We start from the raw sequence: 19,653 nt of genomic DNA on the forward strand, positions 1-19,653 counted from the left end.
GCCCGTGCGGGGCCGCGCGGGACCGTCCCGCTGCTGCCGCCGGACGTCCCGCTCGGGCCCGTCCCGCGTGCTCAGGCGTACTCGGGTGCCGGCTCCGGGGTGGCCGGGCCGCCCAGCGCGTTGCGGCGCTCGGGCATGCTGAGGGTCACCATGCGCCGCCAGCCGCCCAGCCGCTCGTACCCGTAGGTGGCGTGGACGCCCGCGCTGATCACCGCCATCCTGGCCCGGGACCAGCCCAGGATGCGTCCCATGTGGCCCATCACGGCGAGGCTCACGTCCCGGTGCACCCGGATCTCGGCGCGCGCGCACGCGCGCAGCGCGCGCTGGATGGTGCGGCCGTGTCCGGCGCGTGCGAGGCGCAGCAGCTCCTCGTGGCAGTACGCGAGGTGGTTGTCCTCGTCGTCGGCGATCATCCGCACGGCGCGGCCGACCTCCGGGTGGTCCGCGAAGATGCGGCGCAGCAGCGCCATCTGCTCGGCCGCGCGCTGCTCCGTGACCCTGCTGTGCGCGAGGTAGACGATGATGTCGGGCACGGTGAGCTGCTCGTCGCCCCTGAGCTTGTCGTGCGCGAGGCCGATGCCGTTCTGTTCGAGGAGGAGCGTGTAGTCGGTCTCGCGGGGGACGTCGACCGGGCGCAGGCCGCGCTTCTTCAGCAGCGCGCGGAAGATCCGCCCGTGCTTGTCCTCGTCGGCACCGTGCCGGGCCACCTTCGGTGCGAGCGCCCGTTCGCTCTCGGGGACCAGCGCCGCGATGCGGTTGTTCTCCCAGCCGCCCTGGGACTCACCGCTGGCCGCGATGGAGCAGAAGAGCCGGAACGAGTCGTCGTTGTCGAGGATCTCCAGAAAGAGACTCTTGGCCGAAAGCATCCGATACCTCCGTACAGGGGTCAGCAGAGACCGAGTCAAATGCTGACGTGAGCGGACGGCAACCTAGGAGTCGGATGAATCGGCTGAAAGAGGGATGACGAGGCGTTTGAGCCCGTCTGTCCGGCTCGGGACGTGCGGCTGCCCGGCCGCCGACCGTCAACCACCGACCGCCGACCATTGACCGCCGACCGCCGACCGCCGACCGCCCGGGGAGCCTCGGGGCCCGGGCCGGGGGCCCGGGTCCTGGGACCGGAGGCCCCGAGGTGGTGGGCGTCCCGAGGTGGGCGTGCGTTCCGGGCCGGGCAGGTGTTCCGCGCCGGGCGGCCGTCCCGTGCCGGGCGGAGCACGGGCGGATGCCTCGGCTCCGCCCGCTGTGAGAGGCCGCCCGCTATGCGAGGCCCGCGCGCTCCAGGGCCTCGGTGCCCGCCCGCAGGGACGCGAGACGCTCGTCGAGCGTGAAGCCCGCGGGCGACAGCGTCAGGGTGGTGACGCCGGCGTCCGCGTAGGCCTGCATCCGGTCGGCGATCCGGGCCACCGAGCCGAGCAGCGCGGTCTGGTCGATGAGCCGGTGCGGCACTGCGGCGGCGGCACCGTCCTTGTCCCCGGCCAGGTACTTCTCCTGGATCTCCGCGGCCTCCTTCTCGTAGCCCATGCGCTGTGCGAGCTGGTTGTAGAAGTTCTGCTTGCGGCTGCCCATGCCGCCGACGTAGAGGGCGGTGTAGGGACGGAAGAGGTCCGCGAGCGCGCGCACGTCCTCGTCGCCGCCCGCCGCGCCCACGGGAGCCACCGCGATCGGCAGCGTCGGCACCACGTCGAAGCCCGCCATGGTGAGCCCGGCCTTCTCGCGCCCGGCGCGCACGTGCCGGATCGCGGTCTCCTCCAGGTGCTCCGCGGCGGAGAACACCAGCAGGGCGCCGTCCGCGATCTCGCCCGTCTGCTCCAGGTTCTTCGGGCCGATGGCCGCGATGTAGAGCGGGATGTGCTCGCGCTGGGGGTGCACGATGAGCTTCAGCGGCTTGCCCGGCCCGCCGGGCAGCGGCAGCGTCCAGTGCTCGCCCTCGTAGGAGAGCCGCTCGCGGGACATCGCCCTGCGGACGATCTCCACGTACTCGCGGGTGCGGGCGAGCGGCTTGTCGAACTTGACGCCGTACCAGCCCTCGGAGACCTGCGGGCCCGACACGCCGATGCCCAGCCGGAAACGCCCGCCGGAGAGCGTGTCCAGGGTCGCCGCGGTCATCGCGGTCATCGTGGGCTGGCGGGCCGGGATCTGGAGGATCGCGGAGCCGACGTCGATGCGCTCGGTCTTGGCGGCCACCCAGGAGAGCACGGTCGGCACGTCCGAACCGTAGGCCTCCGCGGCCCAGCAGACGGCGTACCCGAGCCGGTCCGCCTCCTGGGCCACCGCCAGGTTGTCGGCGTCCATCCCGGCGCCCCAGTAACCGAGGTTGATCCCGAGCTGCATGACCGCTTCCCCTTACCCGTCAGTAACGTGTGTGTGCCGACCCTAGCGCGCCGACGCCCGCGCCGTCAGCGACGGGTGTCCCGGGTACGACGCGGGGGTGGACCGCCGTACCGGTTGTCCACAGGGCGCCACATCGGGGCGGCCGACCAGTAATCTCAGCGCCCATGGAACAAAGGCATCTCGGCCGCACCGGCCTGCGTGTGTCCCGGCTCGGCCTCGGCACCCTCACCTGGGGCCGGGACACCGACGAGAACGACGCGGCGGACCTCCTGAAGACGTTCTGGGAGGCCGGGGGCACCCTCGTCGACACGGCGGACGTGTACGGCGACGGAGAGGCCGAGTACGTCCTGGGCCGGCTCATCGAGGGCCTGGTCCCGCGCCGCGACCTGGTCGTGGCGACCAAGGCGGGCAGCGTACCGGACCCGGACCGGCGCTTCGACGGCTCCCGCGGCCACCTGCTCGGCGCGCTGGACGCCTCACTGGCCCGCCTCGGCACGGACTACGTGGACCTGTGGCAGGTGCACGCGTTCGACCCCCGCACCCCGCTGGAGGAGACCCTTCAGGCCCTGGACATCGCCGTCAGCAGCGGCCGCGCCCGCTACGCGGGGGTCTCGAACTTCTGCGGCTGGCAGCTGGCGAAGGCGGCGACCTGGCAGCTCGCGGCGCCCGGCACCCGTACCCGGCTGGCCAGCACACAGATGGAGTACTCGCTGCTGCAGCGCGGCATCGAGCGCGAGGTGCTGCCCGCCGCGCTCGACCTCGGCATCGGCCTGCTGCCCTCGTCGCCGCTGGGCCGCGGGGTGCTCACGGGCAAGTACCGCCATGCCATACCGCCCGACTCGCGCGGCGCCTCCGACCTCGCGCCGTTCGTCGAGCCGTATCTGGACGAGGCGGCGGGCCACATCGTGGACGCCGTGACCACCGCGGCGGACGGCCTCGCCGCCACCCCGCTCCAGGTCGCGCTCGCCTGGGTGCGCGACCGCCCCGGCGTGGCCGCCCCCATCGTCGGCGCCCGCACGGCCCAGCAGCTCACGGCCGTGCTGTCAGTGGAGGCGCTTAGTCTTCCTGACGAGATCTGCCGGGCGCTGGACGACGTGTCCGCGCCCGTGCACCGCTACCCCGATCACGACTGGAGCACGCTGTGAGCACGGAGCCCGCCGAAGGTCACGCCCAGCAGCAGGGCGCCGGGCCGGACGGCCCGGCGGACGGCCCGGCGGACGGCACGCCCCCCGGTACGGAGGCGGGCACCGCGGCCCGGGGCGACGCGGAGTCCGGCGGGGCGGCCGGCAGCGGTGGACCGGCCGGCGGCGGCGTCGCCGAGTCCGGTGGGGCGCGCGCGGCGGACGGCCCTGCGGACGGTGCGCCCTCGGGCGTCACCGGGGACCGGAGCGCAGGGGCGTCCGGGAGCGCCGTGCCCGGCCCCGGCGGGACGGCCGACGACGAGGGCGCGGTCCCCGGCGGACCCGGCGGCGACGGGCCGGCCGGTGGTGGGACACCGGACCACGACGCGGGCGACGCGGGCGGCACGGACCGCGCTGACCGCAGGGACGGCGCAGGTGACGCCGCGGGGCATGAGACCGCTGCCGGAGACGGCACCGGTGATCGCGCCGAGGACAGTGCCGAGGTCAGTGCCGAGGTCAGTGCCGGCGATGGCGCCGGTGACAGCCCCGGTGACGGCGCCGGGTTGTCGGAGGCCGAGGCCGAGCTGGCCGCCCAGCGGGAGTTGCGGCGGCGGATCGAGCAGCGCAGGGCCGAGCGGCAGGAGCCCATCGAGAGCGGACGCAAGCTCAGCGGCACCGCCGCGGACCTGCTGGCGGCGGTCCGGGCGGTGGAGGGCGGCGCCCGGCCGTCGAGCAGCGTCTTCGACGCGGAGCGCACCCCCCGCAGCGCACCCCGGGGGCCCGCGCCGGCGGAGCGTTCCGCGCCCGTGACGCCCCCGTCGGCCGCTCCTGCCTCGGACGAGGCCGTGCAGGCGGCCGGCGACGTGCTGGCGGCCGGCGGCGCGCCCGCCCAGCTCGCCGGCCCGGCGGCAGCGGCCCTCGGGGAGGACGTGGCGGAGGTGCTGCGGGACGACCCCTGGCAGTTGCTCAGGGTCCCCGGCGTCCGGCCCGACCAGGCCGACGGCTTCGCCAGGGCGCTGCTGGGCCCGGAGTGCGGCCCCGAGGACGAGCGGCGCGGCAGGGCGCTGACGGTCTGGCTGCTGGACCAGGCGGCGCTCGCCGGGCACACTGCCCTGGAGGCCCCGGCGTTGAGCGGCGCCCTGGGCCGGTACTCCGTGCCCGACCCGGACGCCGCCGTGCAGAGCGCCATTGCCGAGGGCGACGCCCTGGTCTTCCAGGATGCCCTGGACACCCCGGCCGGCCACCCCGGACCCTCCTCCCCCGGCGCGGCGGCCGGCCCCGGCGCCCCGCAGGCGCAGGACGGCCCGGCGTACGCCCGGGACGGCGCCGCGCAGGGGCCGGACGGCGCGGACACCGAGGAGGGCGCCCCCGTACGGGTCCTGGTCGGACTGGAGCGGTACGCACTCGCCGAGGAGAGCCTCGCCGACGGCCTCGCCCGCCTGGTGACCTCCGCGCCCCAGCAGGCCCAGGACCCGGCGGCCTGGGAGGCGGCGGCCCCCGCGGCGCCCGGCGCCGCGGCGGAGCTGCTGCGTGCGACGGCCGGGCACAGCCTGGTGCTGCACTCCGGCGGCGAGGCCTCACGCGCCGAGCCCGCCGCCCTGGTCGCCGCGGCACACTCCCTCGGCCTGCGGGTCTGCGCGGCCACGCACACGGCGGACAGCCGGCGCCGCTTTGCCGCTCTGGTCACAGCGGCGCTGGGCGGCGGGTCCCCGGAGACCGGACCGGGGGGACCGGGGGGCGCGGGTGGTCCGGGTGGCGTGGCGGGCGGCCCCGCCGACCCCGGCACGGCCACCGTGGCAGGCCCACGGGATGCCGGCGGCCCGGCCGCGGGCAGCGCGTCGTCCCCGGCGCCGCCCGCCGGCACCGTCGTCACCGTCCACGGACTGCTCGCCGGGGACGAGGGCCCCGGCCGGGACGCGGAGGGCGCGCCGGCCGCCGACCTGCTGGTGGTGCTGGACGCCCCGCAGCTGGACGTGGAGACGGCCGCGATGCTCGTCGAGTCCCTGCCGGACGGCGCCCGGCTGGTACTCAGCGGCGATCCGGCCGTGCTCTGGTCCGCGGGGCCCGGCCGGGTGTTCGCGGACCTCCTGGCCGCCCGGGTGTGCCCGCACATCGCCTCCCGCATCCCCGACCCCGGCCCGATCGGCGAGTTGGTCTCCGGTGTCGGCGCCGGTGAGCTGCAGCAGGTGGAGGCGCCCGGCAAGGAGGTCGTGGTGGTACCGGTGCGGGACGCGGGCGAGGCGGTGCACCGCACGGTGCAGCTGGTCGCGGACTCGGTACCGAGGACGTTCGGGGTGCCCGCCGAGGAGACCCAGGTGATCACTCCGGGGCACGGCGGGGCCGCGGGCACCCGTGCGCTCAACGCCGCGCTCAAAGAGCGGCTGAATCCAGGCCCCGGCCGCTTCGGCGGCTTCGACCCCGGCGACCGGGTCGCCTACGCCCCCGCACCGGGGCGCACGGCCCCCGGCCGGGTGGTGAAGGCCGACGCCGAGGGCCTGCACCTGGACTGCGACGGCTCACCCGTGGTGGTGCCGAAGGAGCGGGTGGAGCAGTCCGTGCGGCACGGTTGGGCGCTCACCGCGCACCAGGCGGTGGGCCTGCGCAGGCCGGCGGCCGTGGTGGTGCTGCCCGGCGACGCCACCCAGGCGCTCACCAGGGCCTGGGTGTACACGGCCTTCGGCCGGGGCGAGCGCCATCTCTCGGTGGTCCAGGGCGCCGACCAGGCACTCCCCCGGGCCGTCACGGAGCGCCCCGCAAAGCCGCGCACCACCCGCCTGCCCACCCTCCTGAGGACACAGCTCGCCCCCGCCCCCCGCCCGGCCTGACGACACCGCCCGCGCCCCGGCAGGGGCGCGGCGAACCGGGGGGCATCTCTGGGAGTACCTCCCAGCCTTCAAGGCGGTGAGGGAGCTGAGGGAGCCCTTTGCGGGGAGCGACCGGCCGCGAGAGCCGACCGTTCACCGACGGCCCGGGACAGACGTGCCTGCGCGCGGCACGCCCGGGCCGCTCACCGCGACCGGTCGGCGTCCAGCGGCTCCAGGTCGTCCTCGTCGACATCCGCCAGCTCGTCGTCGTCCTGGGCGTCCGCCGCCGCGTCGTAGTCGTCGGCCAGCTCGTCGTCCTCGTCGTCCTCGTCGTCCTGCTCGTCGTCGAAGACGGCGCTGACGTCGAAGCGGCAGACGACGCGCTGGGCGTCGACCCCCTCGAACGGCGCATCGAGCCACTCGCCGGGCTCCGGAAGCTCGTCGTCGGCCGTGACCCAGAGCGTGGAGTCGCCCTCCTCCAGGCCGAACTCCTTGTGGCGGGAGGCGATCTCGTCCGGCTCGAACTCGCCGAAGAGGATGCCCACCGCGCCCTGCACGGTGTCACCGGCGCCGTCGTCGGTGGCGCCCTCCTCGTCGGCGGCCTCGACCCGTCCGGCCTGGGCCAGCAGCCGCTGCGGAGCCACGATGGAGTAGTCGCGGCGAATCAGCACGCTCAGTGCGTTCGGCTCCTCGGGACCCGCGTACGGCGGGTTCTCCTCCGCGCCGGGGATCTCGAAGGGGGTGACCTCGTCATAGCGTTCGTAGAGGAGCTCGTCGTACTCCTCTGCGGCGGCGGCGAGCTCGTTGAACGCCTCGTAGACGGCCGGGTCGTCGTCACCCGACCTCCGCTCCACCGCGGCCAGGTGGCGGTCGAGCGCGGTCTTGACCGCCTCGGCGGCGGTGCGTACCTCGGCAGCGGTCGGCTGCGCAGCATCAGACATAGTGCAGACGCTATCCGTAACGGGCCGGTGGCCGCACAATAGATTCGATGCCGGAATACGAATTTGTCGATGTCTATGTGCCGCGTGGGGTCTCCCGGAAGGAGACCACGCGCCTGCTCACGGACCACGCCGAGTACGGACACTGGGAGCTGCACCGCCTGCGGCTCGATCCCGACGGCAGCCGCAGGGTGCGGCTGCGACGCCGGATCATCCGCCAGGTACGCGCCACATGGTGAGGCCGGCGCCCCCGGCGCCCCGCGCCCCGGGCGGCTGATCCCCCGCCCCGCCGCCCGTCGCGTTCGGTCCGCACCCGGGTGACGACTCACAGCGATCATCTGACAACACAGAGAATACAGTTGTCAGAGACCCACGAGAGCCCAAAGAGCCCAGAGACCCCAGAGATGCCCCGGGACACCCGGGGGATTCAGAGACCCACGGGGTCACAGACACACGCAGGGACATAAACGAAACACACGGAGACACAGACGTGGAGCGGGCCCCGGTGCCGGGGCCCGCTCCCTGTGCTTGCGGGACTGTGCAGGACCGTTACGCCCGGGCCCGCGTCTTCCGGTAGAGCACCGCGCCCGCGAGGAGCGCGCCCCCGCTCGCCGTCAGCGTCGCGCCCAGCGGCAGCGCGCTGCCGGTCTCCGCGAGCTGCTCGGACCCCGCCGGCTGACTGACGGAGCCCTGCGGCTCGTGGTCAACGGGCTTGGACGGCTGGTGCGGCTTCCCCGGCTGCTCGGGGTTACCGGGGTTTCCGGGGTTGCCCGGGTGCTCGGGCGGCTGGGCGGGGGGCAGGGTGGGCGGCGGTACGTCGATGCCACCGCCCTGGTTGGTGCAGGAGGCGTTGCTCACGGCTCCGACGCCGCCGACCTGGACGTTGTTGCCGCACACGTTCACCGGAACGTCGATCGGCACCTGGACGTTGTTGCCGGAGCCCACGCCCGGCGAGTTGCTGCTCCCGCCGGAGGCCGAGGATCCGCCGCCGGTCGAGCCGCCGCCCCCCGAGGCGTTGGAGCAGTCGTTGCCCGCGGTGATCGGCAGTACCCCGACGACCGAGACGTTGTTGCCGCACACGTTCACCGGGATGTGCACCGGGACCTGCACGGAGTTGCCCGACGCCACACCCGGCGAACCGGCGGCCCCGCCGGAGGCGCCCGCGTCGGCGTGGGCGAGGCCGCCGGTGCCGGCGATGACGCCGGTCGCGGCGGCCACGGTGATCAGGCCCTTGCGCATGACCTGTCGCATTAGCTGTTCCTGTCTTTAAGCTTCCGGAAAATGCCTGGAAATGGCACGTGCCGTGTGACGCGTGCGCTGGCGCCCAACGGTCCCGAAGCGCAGGCGAACCGCGCTTCGGGACCTGAGCTCAGACCCTCAGAGGGGGACGCGCAACGTCAGACGTTGCCGCAGACATTGGCCCCGGTGATCGGCAGGACCTGGATCACGCCGACGTTGTTGCCGCACGCGTTCGCCTGGACGTGCACGGGCACCTGGACGTTGTTGCCCGAGATCACACCCGGCGAGCCCACCGCGCCCCCGACGGCACCGGCGTCGGCGGAGGCGACACCCGCGCCCGCCAGCATGAGACCACCGGTGACGGCCGCAGCAGCGACGACCTTCTTGATCATTGTTCCTCCTGTTTGACAGCGCGGCCCCAGTTGCGGACCGCACCTCCTGTAACGAGGAGGGAGTAATCGAGCTACGACCTGATCGTCCCATTCACTCGTCTCAGCCCAATGGCGCACATGCGGACGATTATTGGAGTGATCGTTTGAGTATCAAGCGGAGAATCATGCCGCGTCGAGGAACCGATCCAGCACCCGTACACCGAACTTGAGGCCGTCCACCGGCACCCGCTCGTCCACGCCGTGGAACATGCCGGCGAAGTCCAGCTCGGGCGGCAGCTGGAGCGGAGCGAAGCCGAAGCACCGAATGCCCAGGTCGTGGAAGGACTTGGCGTCGGTGCCGCCGGACAGCATGTACGGCACGGCGTGCGCGATGGGGTCCTCGGCGCGCAGCGCGCCCTGCATGGCGTCGACGAGGGCGCCGTCGAAGCTGGTCTCCAGCGCCTTGTCGTGGTGGACGTCCTCGCGCCTGACCCGCGGGCCGAGGATCCGGTCGAGGTCGGCGAGGAACTCCTCCTCGAAGCCGGGCAGGAAGCGCCCGTCGACGTGGGCGGTGGCCTCGCCGGGGATGACGTTCACCTTGTAGCCGGCGCCGAGCATGGTGGGAGCCGCGGAGTTGCGCAGCGTGGTGCCGATCATCTTCGCGATGCCGCCGAGTTTGGCGAGGGTCGCCTCCATGTCCTCCGGGTCGAGCGGGGTGCCCAGCGCGTCGGAGAGCTCGTCGAGGAAGGCCCGCACGGTCTTGGTGACCCGCACCGGCCAGGTGTGCCGGCCGAGCCGGCCGACGGCCTCGCACAGCTCCGTCACGGCGTTGTCGGTGTTGGTCATCGAGCCGTGCCCCGCCGTGCCCTCGACGGTGAGGCGCATCCAGTGCATGCCCTTCTCGGCGGTCTCCACGAGGTACAGCCGCAGCTTCTCGTTGACGGTGAACGAGAAGCCGCCGACCTCGCCGATGGCCTCCGTGACCCCTTCGAAGAGATCCGGGTGACGGTCGACGAGGTGCCGTGCGCCGTAGATGCCGCCCGCCTCCTCGTCGGCGAGGAAGGCCAGCACGACGTCGCGGGGCGGCTTGCGGCCGCTGCGCAGCCGGTCGCGGACGACGGCGAGGGTCATCGCGTCCATGTCCTTCATGTCGACCGCGCCCCGGCCCCAGACGCAGCCGTCGACGATCTCGCCGCCGAACGGATCGTGGGTCCAGTCGGCGGCGTTGGCCGGTACGACGTCGGTGTGGCCGTGGATCAGCAGTGCGGGCCGCGACGGGTCCTCGCCCTCGATCCTGGCGACGGTGGAGGCCCGGCCGGGGTGCGACTCGAAGATCCGCGGTTCGAGGCCGACCTCGGCGAGCTTCTCCGCGATGTACTCGGCGGCGGCGCGCTCGCCCGGCCCCGAGTGGTCGCCGTAGTTGCTGGTGTCGATCCTGATCAGATCGCGACAGAGGTCGACGACCTCGTCCTCGCCGGTCACGCCCGCGCCGGTCCTGCCCGCACTCGACTCGTTCACGCTGCTACCTCCCGCTGTTCCCGCTGGTCGTCGCTGCTTCTCACCTCTTCATCCTGCCGCGCCCACCCCTCGTCGCCCAAGGCCGGGCAGGCTGCGTCACACCGCGTTCACGCCGTCGGCCAGCGCGACGGCCGTGCGTCGAGGTCGCCGGAATGTTTGCTATGGTTTTCCACGTCGTCACGGGGAACCGAGCGGCACACCTGAGTCCGGGTGGCGGAATGGCAGACGCGCTAGCTTGAGGTGCTAGTGCCCTTTATCGGGCGTGGGGGTTCAAGTCCCCCCTCGGACACCAACTGATAGCCCACGGGTTTGCGGGAAGTGCTGGTTGAGATCCATTTCAACCAGCACTTTCTGCTGTCCGGGGTCGTAGGTGAGGGTGAGCCCGAGCTGCCGGTAGATCTCCGCCCTGTCCGCCAGCTACGCTTGCCGCACGACGGCCGCGAGATCGCTGACGGGACGCCACGAGCCGGGCGATCTCGTCACGGGACATCCGGCCACCGGGCGCCCGGCCGCCGTACGCAGATCCGCTTCCGCCCGGGTGCGGCGGGCCTGGGTCTCGGCCATCCACTGGCTGACGACAGCGGCGTCGAATCCGCGCCGTGGGTCGGCCAGTGCCACCAGGAGCGCTGCGGCGTCGGGACGGCGCTTCCAGGGCAGGGCGCGGCTCTGTCCGATGTCGAAGTACTCCTCGGTGATCGTGCCCGTGAGGGGTTCGATGGGGGTGCGGGCGCGGCCGAGTTGCCATTGACGGGACGCTTCCGGGGTCTTGGTGGTCTTCGGTGGAGACGCGTCCGTAGAAGGCGAACCGCAGAGGGGCGAGCGGTCGGGACTGTTTGCTGGTGCTTGTGTCCGGGCGGATCGCAGCCATGGAAGGGCGAGGTCATGAGCGGTCACCATGGGGCTCTTTCTGCTGGTGGGCGCGCGGTTGCAGTCCATGGATAGCGGCGAACCCGCGCCGACCGGATCCGCCCGCCGGGGCGCGAAGCCGCCCGCCGTCCCTGTCGCCGCGATCGACGACCCGGCGCTACCGGAGGTGCCGGCCGAGCTGGCGGCGGCGCGGGCGGACGCGATGGACGCCGACACCGTCACCGGGAGCTATCCATCGCACGCAAGGCAATCGGCTGGTGCCAGCGCCAGGGCTGGATCGAATCCGACCCCACGATCGGCATCGAGTGGCGGCCGGTGCCGCCCGACCGCACCAAGGCCCTGGCCGAGAACCAGGTCGCCGCCCTATGGCTCCTGGATGTCGGACTCAGGGAGAAGACGTTCTGACCAGGCCGAGGCAGTCCACCACGAGGTGTCTCTCGCGTCCACCCACCTTCTTCCCGCCGGGCGCGTCGGTGAGAACAACTCGTCCCCGTGTCATGGGGCGGGTTTGTGCACGAGTCGAGAGACGGCCGTGTCGGGGCGCAGTCGTTCGCCGCAGCGGTCACAGCACAGGTCCCGGTCCATCCGCCCGCCACAGTCGACGTGCTCCACGACCCGTGGCGGCCCGGACTCGTCGGCGTAGTGCCGGTCGCCCCAGTCGAGGAGGTGCATCAGCACCGGCCACAGCTCCAGCCCCTTCTCGGTGGCCCGGTACTCGTACCGCGGCGGACGGGTCTGGTAGGGGACCCGTTCGAGCACCCCCTCGCAGACCAGGCGTCCGAGCCTGGTCGACAGCACACTCCTGGTGACTCCGAGGCTCCTCTGCAGCTCGTCGAAGCGCCGGACGCCGAGGAAGACGTCGCGCACGATCAGCAACGACCAGCGCTCGCCGACGACTTCCAGCGACCGCGCGATCGAACACTGCTGCCCCTCGTACATGCGACCCAACATGCCCCACAGGCTAGCAAAGTAAGTTGCATCATGCGACTCACTATCTCTAGCGTAAGTCGCATGATGAAACCCACCAGCCGTGCCCGTGTCGGCACCGGTACGGCGAACAGCCGGCACGCTTGGACCTCGTTCGTCATCGTGTCGGTCGCCGTGTACGTGTCCCTACTGGACACGTTCATTGTCAACCTCGCCTTGCCGGCCATCGGCGCGAGCTTTCCCGGGACCGGCCTCGCGGACCTGTCGTGGGTGTTCACCGCGTACGCGATCGTGTTCGCCGGGCTGTTGGTGCCGGCCGGCCGGATCGCCGACGCTGTCGGCCGCAAGCGGCTCTTCCTGGTGGGGCTCGGGCTCTTCGTGCTCGCGTCCATGGCGTGCTCTCTCGCGGTCTCTCCATGGATGCTGATAGGGGCGCGGATCGCCCAGGGCGCCGGCGCGGCGCTGTTCACTCCCTCGGCGCTGGCCGTCGTCCTGCCGGAGTTCCCGCCACAGCAGCGACCCGTCGTCTTCGGCGCGTATGCGTCGGTCGGCGCCGTCGGCGCGGCGAGCGGGCCGCTGCTGGGTGCCGTACTCGTCCAGTCGGACTGGCGATGGATTTTCCTGGTCAACGTACCGATCGGGCTTGCGGCACTGATCTTCGGAGCCGGGTGGCTGCGGGAAAGCCGTGACCAGGCGGGCTGGCGCATGCCGGACCTCATCGGCACGGCCGGGCTGATCGTCGGGGTCGGCGCCCTCACACTCACCATCGGCAAGACCGACGAATGGGGGCTCCTCTCGTCGGCCACCGTCGTCAGCGTCTTCTCGGCGGTCGTGCTGCTGGCCTACGTCATCCACCGATCGCGCCTACACGAGGCGCCGGCGCTCGACTTGGGCCTCTTGCGACACCACACGTTTCTGTTCGCCGTCGGCGCCGCACTGCTGTTCGGCGTCGGCTTCTCCGCCGCGATCCTTGCCGGCACCCAGTTCCTCACCCTGCACTGGCACCAATCGATCCTGCTGACCGGCTTGGAGATGAGCCCGGGCCCGATCCTGGCGGCCACAGTGGCGGTCCCCGCCTCCCGCAGGCTCGGGCCGCGGCTCGGGCCGCACCGCCTCGGTGCCATCGGCGGCCTGCTCGTGGCCGTCGGGGCCGCCTGGCTCGTCCTCCGCATCGACGCGGAACCGCGGTACCTCACCGGCTTCCTGCCGGGCCAGGTCGTCACCGGCTTGGGTGTCGGTACCGCCATGCCCTCGTTCACCTCCGTCGCCCTCAGGGTCGTCGAGCCGGCCCGGCCCTCCACCGCGCTCGGGATCGCGTCCACGTTCCAGCAGATCGGCAACGCCCTCGGAGCCGCCTCGTTCGTCAGCATCGTCGGTACCCCACAACCGGGCCATGCCGTCGCTGCCTTCCACCACGGCTGGATCTTCATCGCCGTCATCCAGATCATCGCCGCGGGCGTGATGCTCAACTCCCACAAGCCGGTCAGTGCCCCTTGACTCGCACGAGCCAGCGTCTACCTGCCTTGGAAAAACACATTCGGGGCATGTAACCCACGCGGCGGGGGCCCGACTGCTGGAACAGGTGCACGGGAGCGAAAGCCGATCATTATGGCACCGCGCGATCGACTCCCATGGCCCTCGGCACTGTCCGGGCTCCGCTCATGGCAAGAACCCGGCATACATTGACTGCGCTCTCGGAGGCCATTCATGGTCAAGATCACCAACCCGCCACCGCAGTACCCCGCGTGGTAGGCGTGGGCAAGTACGCCCAGCGCAGGGCCGTGTCTACGGAACCCTCCTCATCGACGTCGAGACACGTCCCCCGGTCGACTTCCTTACCCAATAGGGAGGCGGACACGCTCGCGGCCTGGCTTGCCGAGCGGCCCGGCATCGAGATCGTCTGCTGTGACCGGGCGCCCCTCTTCGCCGAAGGTGCCACCCGGCGGAGCCCCGCAGGCCCCTCCAGGTCGCCGACCGATGGCATCTCTGGCACCACCTGGGGCGAAGCAGCCGAGAAGTGCGCGTCTACCGGCACCGTGGCTGCTGGCGTCCCACGCCGGCCCAGCCTGAGGAACCGCAGGAAGAGGTGGAGCCAGCTGCGTGGCCCCTGGCCGACAGGGCACCGGTTCGCCGAACGCACCCGCGCGACGCCACCATCCACGCTCTCGCCGCCGGGCACAGCAAGCGGCCCGTCGCCCGGCGACCAGCCCGAGCATCCCGTGGTCCGTGCACACCAGACCCCGACCTGCAACTACACGATGCACACCGCTCATTGACGAGATGTCGAGTGACGGAGGCCATACATCCAGTGGATCGACATAACCGTATGCGATACGGTAGTTTCACGGATCAGACGCCTCGACGATCCTGACGCGCCGACCCGGTCCGTTGAACGGCGCACTCCAAGGGTTTACGCCTCAATTCATCGAACCCGGATGGGAAACAGATGCTTACTGCTCTTCGCAAGTGGAGTCTCGCAGCAATGCTGGGCGCCGGTCTCGTTGCCGGCCTGGCCATCGCCCCAACTGCCAGCGCCGCGCCCTCCAACGGCACCACCACAGATAATCTCATCTACGCCGGGCCAGCGGTGAACGGCCAGTGTCCCGCCGGTTATTTGAATCTGAACGGTGGTTGCTACCAGTACCTTCCGTAACGATCTCACAATCGAGCACGTGATCACGTTCAAGAGGCCGCCGGATTCCACTGGCCCTTGCGAACCTCCCGCAGATATACAGCAATATCATTCTCCAGAGAATGATATGAGCCCACGCCATGTACCATCTAATCAAATGAGGAAACACATGAACCGCCTGGCTACAAAAGCCCTGGCCGCCGCAGGTCTGGCAGTCGGTGCCGGACTCCTGGCCATACCCTCAGCTGTCGCCGCGCCCGCTGCTCCGGCCCAGACTCTCGCCGGGTCAAACCAGTTCGTCGGCAAGGAGACGAGCGCATCTGTGTGCGCCCAGGATGCCGCAGTCCTTAATCTGGAAGTCACCAACAAGCCTGCGGGCGCCTTTTATTACTGTGGTGGGGCCGACGGGACCGAGCTGTGGTACTTCACCCCCTGAAGGCTGACCGGCCCGCGTCGGAGGTGACTGAAACACGGGCGCGCGATGGTGAAGGTCCCACTTCACCCATGACAGACGCGGGGGCAGTCGCTGCCAGGTGCAGCCTGTCCTGGCAACGGAGCTGAGTCCCGCCAGGACTCCCCGGTCCCCATGCCGCCGTCAGCCACCGCCCTGCGGGCGTGCCGTGGGCCGGCAGTACGGCTCCGGCGCTGGCGGCGGCACGTCCGCATGTTAGCTCGGGCGGCGCGGACAGACCAAGGAGGCAGCCATGGCAACGGACGGAAGACGTTGGCTGGCAGAGTCCCAGCGCGCTGGTGAGCCGAATGGGTGACGAACCAGCGCCGGCTGAACCCCAAGATCAATCACTGGCGGCGTTGGGCTTACCTCGGCGCCAGCCCCACCCTCTGGGGCAAGACAAGCCGGTCCTGCTGCGAAGAAGGCCGACTTGCGGAGGGGAACTGCTGGAGTTCTGCGGTTGCCGACGTGTTCCCGGCCCAACGGGTGCGAGTCGCAAGCGCCCCTCCACGCGCACCGTGGCGCGAATCCGCAGGTCAGCGCCCCGCACATGACCAGCCGTGTTGTGTGGCTCCTGCCAGGGGCGCCGACCTGCGGCTACGGCACTGTCAGCGCCAGTTCCGCGCTGAGCGGCGCGATCCGTGGGGTATTGGTCCAACTCCCCCCTCGGACACAACCCTTTCCCCACGGCCCCCCGCGGCCGTGGGGCTTTGTCGTTCTGCGGCGCGTATGGCGCGGGCCGCATCCCGACCCGCACCACACGCTCTGTCCCGACCCGCACACACGCTTTGCCTCGGCCCGCACCGTCTGCTTTTTCCCCCGCCCGCGGCGGCGCGTCTCCCCGGAGCGGGACCGCGGCCCGTTGCGTACGGACGAGACGGTGCTCGGAGCGACCCGTGCCCGGTGGGCCCGCCCCCGGCGAGTGCGGCGGCGGACGGCCGTCATGGCCTGCCGCGGCGGCGTTTGGCGAGCCGGCTCAGGCCTGCCCGGACGTCGGAGGGCGTCCGGTCGGTGGGGGCGGACGAGCCGTCGGGAAGGGCGGAGCCGGAGAGGTGCCGGGCGAGGGCGGCGATGGTCGGGTGCTCGTAGAGGGTGACGAGGGGCATGCGGACGCCGAGAAGTCCTTCGACCTTGGCGTGGACGGTGGCGAGGGAGAAGGAGTTGCCGCCGATGTCGAAGAAGTTGTCGTGGCGGCCGACCCGCGGGACCCCGAGGACGTCCTGCCAGATCGCGGCGAGCCGCCTCTCCCCGGAGGACCGGGGCGGCGCGTGGACCGCGGACGGGGTCGCCGCGGAGGACGCCGGCCTGGGGAGGGCCGCGCGGTCGACCTTGCCGCTGGGGGTGAGCGGCAGGTCGGCCAGGGGGATCAGGGAGGCGGGCACCAGGTGGTAGGGGAGGCGGGCGGCCAGGTGCCCGCGGAGGCCGGCCGGCACGCCGCCGCCGTCCCGTGGCACCACGTAGCCGTACAGCCGGGGCGTGCCGTCGGCCCCCTCATGGAGGGTGACGGCGGCCTGGAGCACGTCGGGATGGTCCGCCAGGGCGCTCTCCACCTGGTGGGGCTCTATCCGGTAGCCGAGGACCTTGAGCTGGTCGTCCAGGCGGCCCAGGACCTCCACGGCTCCGTCGGCCCGCCGCCGGGCGCGGTCGCCGCTACGGTGCATGCGCACGCCGGGAACAAGGGCGAACGGGTCCGGCACGAAGCGTTCGGCGGTCAGGGCGGGGCGGTCGAGGTAGCCCCGGGCGAGGCCGGCCCCGCCGATGTACAACTCCCCCTCGACACCGGGCGGAACGGGTCGCAGTTCGGGGTCCAGGACGTAGGCGCGCACACCGTCCACCGGTACCCCGACGGGGACGACCGCGTCCTGGAAGCCCGGCTCGACGGGGTACACCAGTGAGGTGATGGTCGTCTCGGTCAGGCCGTAGGCGTTGATCAGCGGCACGCCCGTCCAGCGGCACCAGGCGGTCAGGGTCGGTGCGTCGACCCGTTCGCTGCCCACCACCATGAGCCTGAGCGTGGGCACGGGGAACCCGGCCCCGGGATCCAACGAGGCGGCCCAGCGCTGCCAGTAGCCTGCCGGCAGGTTGGCGACCGTGACCCCGCCCTGGTCGAGTACGCGGGTGAGGCCGGTGGGTGCCGGCGGCTCCGGGCACATCACGAGGCAGGCTCCCGCGAGGAGCGTCGGGAAGATCTCCTCGGCGGCGACGTCGAAGGACAGGCTCGCGAACTGCAGCACGCGATCGCCGGGTGTCAGGCCCAGCCTCTCCTTCATCGCCTGTGCGTGGTTGGCCAGCGCGCCGTGCTCGGCGGCGACGCCCTTCGGTTCTCCGGTCGACCCGGACGTGAAGATGACGTACGCGACACTCCGCGGCCCCGCGTGCGGCTCCGGCGGCGCCCCGCCGGCACACACCTCCGGCGTCGGCGGTCCGCCCGGCACGTTGTCCGCCCCGTCCGCGCCCGCCCGCGCCGCGCCGTCCACGCCCGCGCCCGCCCGCGCCGCGCCGTCCACGCCCACCGGTACGGCTCCGGCCTCGGCCACCCGGCCGGCCGACCGCCGGTCGGTCAGGACCAGGCGCACGCCGCAGCGGTCGAGGAGCCAGGCCAGGTGCGCGGCGGAGTGGCGCTGGTCCAGCGGCAGGTAGGTGGCCTGGGCCTTGAGCGCTCCGAGTACCGCCACCGGTGTGCCGGTGTCGCCCGGGAGCAGCACGCCGACGGTGTCGCCCGCCCGCACGCCCGCCGAGCGCAGTCGCCGCGCGACGGCGTCGGACCGCTCGTCCAACTCCCCGTAGGTGGTCACGGTGCCGCCGTCCCGGATGGCGGGGGCGTCCGGAGTGGCGCGCGCCTGCCGTACGAACAGTTCGTGCACCGGCGTCGCCAGCGGCCTCGGGGGCCCGCCCTGCGGCAGGGGTACGGTGTCCGGCACCAGCAGGTCCGCCAGCCGGCGCCCGGGGTCCTGGGCGCCGCCGGTGAGCAGCCGGGAGAATCGGTCCGCCAGCCGCGCGACCGCCGCCGGGGTGAACAGGTCCGCGGCATACCCGATCGTTCCTTCGTAGCGGTCGCTGCCGTCCGGCGCCGGGACGATCGCCGCGTCCAGGTCGAACTTCGCCGGCAGCGACGGGAACGGCAGCAGACTGGCGTCGAGTCCGCCGAAGTCCGCGTTCACCAGTGGCTCGGCCTCGAAGCCGAAGGTCGCCTGGACGAGCGGCGTCCCGCCGGGGCCGCGGGGCAGCCGCATCCGGTCCACCAGCGCGTCGAAGGGGAGTTGGTGGTCAAGGGCGGCCAGGAGCGATCCGCGCACCCGCGTGATCAGTTCTCCGAAGGACGGGTTGCCCGACAGGTCCACCCGTACCGGGACCGTGTCGACGAACAGCCCGATCACCGCTTCCAGTTCGGGCAGTGGCCGGCTCGTGGCGGGCACGCCCACCAGCACGTCCTGCCGGCCGGTCAGCTGGCCCAGGAGCGCGCCGTAGGCGGCCAGGAACACCGCGAAGGGCGTCGTGCGCGCGCCGCGGGCCAGCGCGGCGGCGCCACGGACCGTTTCCCGGGGCAGCGTGAAGCCGTGCACGCCGCCCTCGATGGACCGGGGGCCGGCCCCGCGTGTGCCGGAGGGGAAGGCGAGTGAGGTGGGAGCGCCGTCGAGATAGCCCAGCCACCAGTCGGTCAGGGACGGATCGGGCGGCTGCCGCCGCAGCCGGGTCGCCCAGTCGGTGAATGACATGGGCAGGGGTGGCCCGGCGACGGCCTCCCGGTACTGCCGGCCGAGTTCGTCGAAGAGCAGGCGCATGGACTGGCCGTCACAGACGATGTGGTGCAGGAACAGGCCCAGAACATGATCGTCTGCGCCGAGCCGGAGGAGCCGGGCACGGAAGACGGGTCCCCCGGCCAGGTCGAACGGCTCCTGTGACCACTGCTCCAGCATCCGGCCGCGGCACTCGTCGCGTTCCGTGGCGGTCAGCGGTGACAGATCGGTGACCTGGAGCGGGATCCGGGCCCGGGGGGCGACGCGCTGGTAGGGCTGGTCCGCGTGCAGCGGGAAGGTCGTCCTCAGAGGTTCGTGACGGGCGACCACCCGGTTGAGGGCCTCCTGAAGCACGTCCGCGTCGAGTGGCCCGCCGAGACGCACGGCGAACGGGACGTTGTACAGCGAACTTCCCGGATGGAGGCGGTCCATGAACCACAGCGAATGCTGGGCCGGCGTCAAAGGAGGATGGCCGGCCTGAGGCCCTGGCAGCGGATCGATATCGGTCACCCGGCTGGTGTCGGACATCACAACAGCGACTCCTTGCTGTGCATGCGCTGATGACGCACGACGGCCGACGGAAAACCGGATCGAGCAGGCCCCGGCCATCGTTCCCGGAAGACGATGACACGTTCCCGGAGCGTGCGCGGACGGAAATGCCCTTTCGTGCAAACCGATCCGCCTCTTCGGGGCGACCTCCTTGGAGCAGCGTCGCAAGAT

The 19,653-nt window shown here is 72.2% G+C and carries 14 protein-coding genes and 1 tRNA gene; 6 read left to right on the forward strand and 9 right to left on the reverse strand.

Annotated elements, in window-relative coordinates; translation table 11 throughout:
- Positions 1–71: 71 nt before the first annotated feature.
- Both ACSMXW_RS03985 and ACSMXW_RS03990 read right to left on the reverse strand, forming a co-directional pair.
- Entirely contained in the window at positions 72–866 is a 795-nt protein-coding gene (locus ACSMXW_RS03985) for a ferritin-like domain-containing protein (RefSeq protein WP_485804079.1), read from the reverse strand.
- A 388-nt stretch (positions 867–1,254) separates the two neighbouring features.
- Positions 1,255–2,328: an LLM class F420-dependent oxidoreductase gene (locus ACSMXW_RS03990; protein ID WP_485804080.1), complete on the reverse strand. Its 1,074-nt coding sequence runs from the start codon at positions 2,326–2,328 to the stop codon at positions 1,255–1,257.
- A 164-nt stretch (positions 2,329–2,492) separates the two neighbouring features.
- On the opposite strand from ACSMXW_RS03990, the gene ACSMXW_RS03995 reads away from it, so the two are divergent.
- A complete protein-coding gene (locus ACSMXW_RS03995) occupies positions 2,493–3,473 on the forward strand; it encodes an aldo/keto reductase (RefSeq protein ID WP_485804081.1) in 981 nt (326 codons plus the stop codon).
- 266 nt (positions 3,474–3,739) lie between these two features.
- A complete protein-coding gene (locus ACSMXW_RS04000) occupies positions 3,740–6,274 on the forward strand; it encodes a helix-hairpin-helix domain-containing protein (RefSeq protein ID WP_485807790.1) in 2,535 nt (844 codons plus the stop codon).
- 182 nt (positions 6,275–6,456) lie between these two features.
- Here ACSMXW_RS04000 and ACSMXW_RS04005 read toward each other — a convergent pair whose 3' ends face one another.
- The gene (locus ACSMXW_RS04005) at positions 6,457–7,194 is read right to left on the reverse strand and encodes a hypothetical protein (RefSeq protein ID WP_485804082.1); all 738 of its coding nucleotides are present in this window, start codon (positions 7,192–7,194) and stop codon (positions 6,457–6,459) included.
- Between the two features lie 47 nt (positions 7,195–7,241).
- Here ACSMXW_RS04005 and ACSMXW_RS04010 point away from each other — a divergent pair, with 47 nt between their 5' ends.
- Positions 7,242–7,430, forward strand: coding sequence for a DUF5703 family protein (locus ACSMXW_RS04010; protein ID WP_189930419.1), 189 nt, complete (start codon positions 7,242–7,244; stop codon positions 7,428–7,430).
- A gap of 310 nt (positions 7,431–7,740) precedes the next feature.
- Here the strand turns inward: ACSMXW_RS04010 and ACSMXW_RS04015 are convergent, their stop codons facing one another.
- From ACSMXW_RS04015 to ACSMXW_RS04025, 3 genes are all read right to left on the reverse strand, one after another.
- Positions 7,741–8,442, reverse strand: coding sequence for a chaplin family protein (locus ACSMXW_RS04015; protein WP_485804083.1), 702 nt, complete (start codon positions 8,440–8,442; stop codon positions 7,741–7,743).
- 146 nt (positions 8,443–8,588) lie between these two features.
- Positions 8,589–8,822 carry a chaplin gene (locus ACSMXW_RS04020; protein ID WP_485804084.1) on the reverse strand — a complete coding sequence of 78 codons (234 nt, stop codon included), beginning with the start codon at positions 8,820–8,822 and terminating at the stop codon, positions 8,589–8,591.
- 162 nt (positions 8,823–8,984) lie between these two features.
- A complete protein-coding gene (locus ACSMXW_RS04025; protein WP_485804085.1) occupies positions 8,985–10,319 on the reverse strand; it encodes a M20/M25/M40 family metallo-hydrolase in 1,335 nt (444 codons plus the stop codon).
- 204 nt (positions 10,320–10,523) lie between these two features.
- Between ACSMXW_RS04025 and ACSMXW_RS04030 the strand changes: the two genes are divergently transcribed.
- Positions 10,524–10,611: transfer RNA gene (locus ACSMXW_RS04030), tRNA-Leu, on the forward strand.
- 125 nt (positions 10,612–10,736) lie between these two features.
- On the opposite strand, the gene ACSMXW_RS04035 is transcribed toward ACSMXW_RS04030, so the two are convergent.
- On the reverse strand, positions 10,737–11,216 hold the full coding sequence (locus ACSMXW_RS04035; RefSeq protein ID WP_485804086.1) for a hypothetical protein: 480 nt from the start codon (positions 11,214–11,216) through the stop codon (positions 10,737–10,739).
- 465 nt (positions 11,217–11,681) lie between these two features.
- On the reverse strand, positions 11,682–12,137 hold the full coding sequence (locus tag ACSMXW_RS04040) for a winged helix-turn-helix transcriptional regulator (protein WP_485804087.1): 456 nt from the start codon (positions 12,135–12,137) through the stop codon (positions 11,682–11,684).
- A gap of 60 nt (positions 12,138–12,197) precedes the next feature.
- Between ACSMXW_RS04040 and ACSMXW_RS04045 the strand changes: the two genes are divergently transcribed.
- Positions 12,198–13,610, forward strand: coding sequence for an MFS transporter (locus ACSMXW_RS04045; protein WP_485804088.1), 1,413 nt, complete (start codon positions 12,198–12,200; stop codon positions 13,608–13,610).
- A gap of 1,304 nt (positions 13,611–14,914) precedes the next feature.
- Complete coding sequence (locus ACSMXW_RS04050; protein ID WP_485804089.1) at positions 14,915–15,181, forward strand: hypothetical protein; 267 nt, start codon at positions 14,915–14,917, stop codon at positions 15,179–15,181.
- Positions 15,182–16,137: 956 nt separating this feature from the next.
- Here the strand turns inward: ACSMXW_RS04050 and ACSMXW_RS04055 are convergent.
- Positions 16,138–19,461 (reverse strand): non-ribosomal peptide synthetase, encoded by a 3,324-nt coding sequence (locus tag ACSMXW_RS04055; RefSeq protein ID WP_485804090.1) that lies wholly within the window; start codon positions 19,459–19,461, stop codon positions 16,138–16,140.
- Positions 19,462–19,653 lie beyond the last annotated feature (192 nt).

It is taken from the genome of Streptomyces sp. DSM 116793 (genome assembly GCF_057320905.1).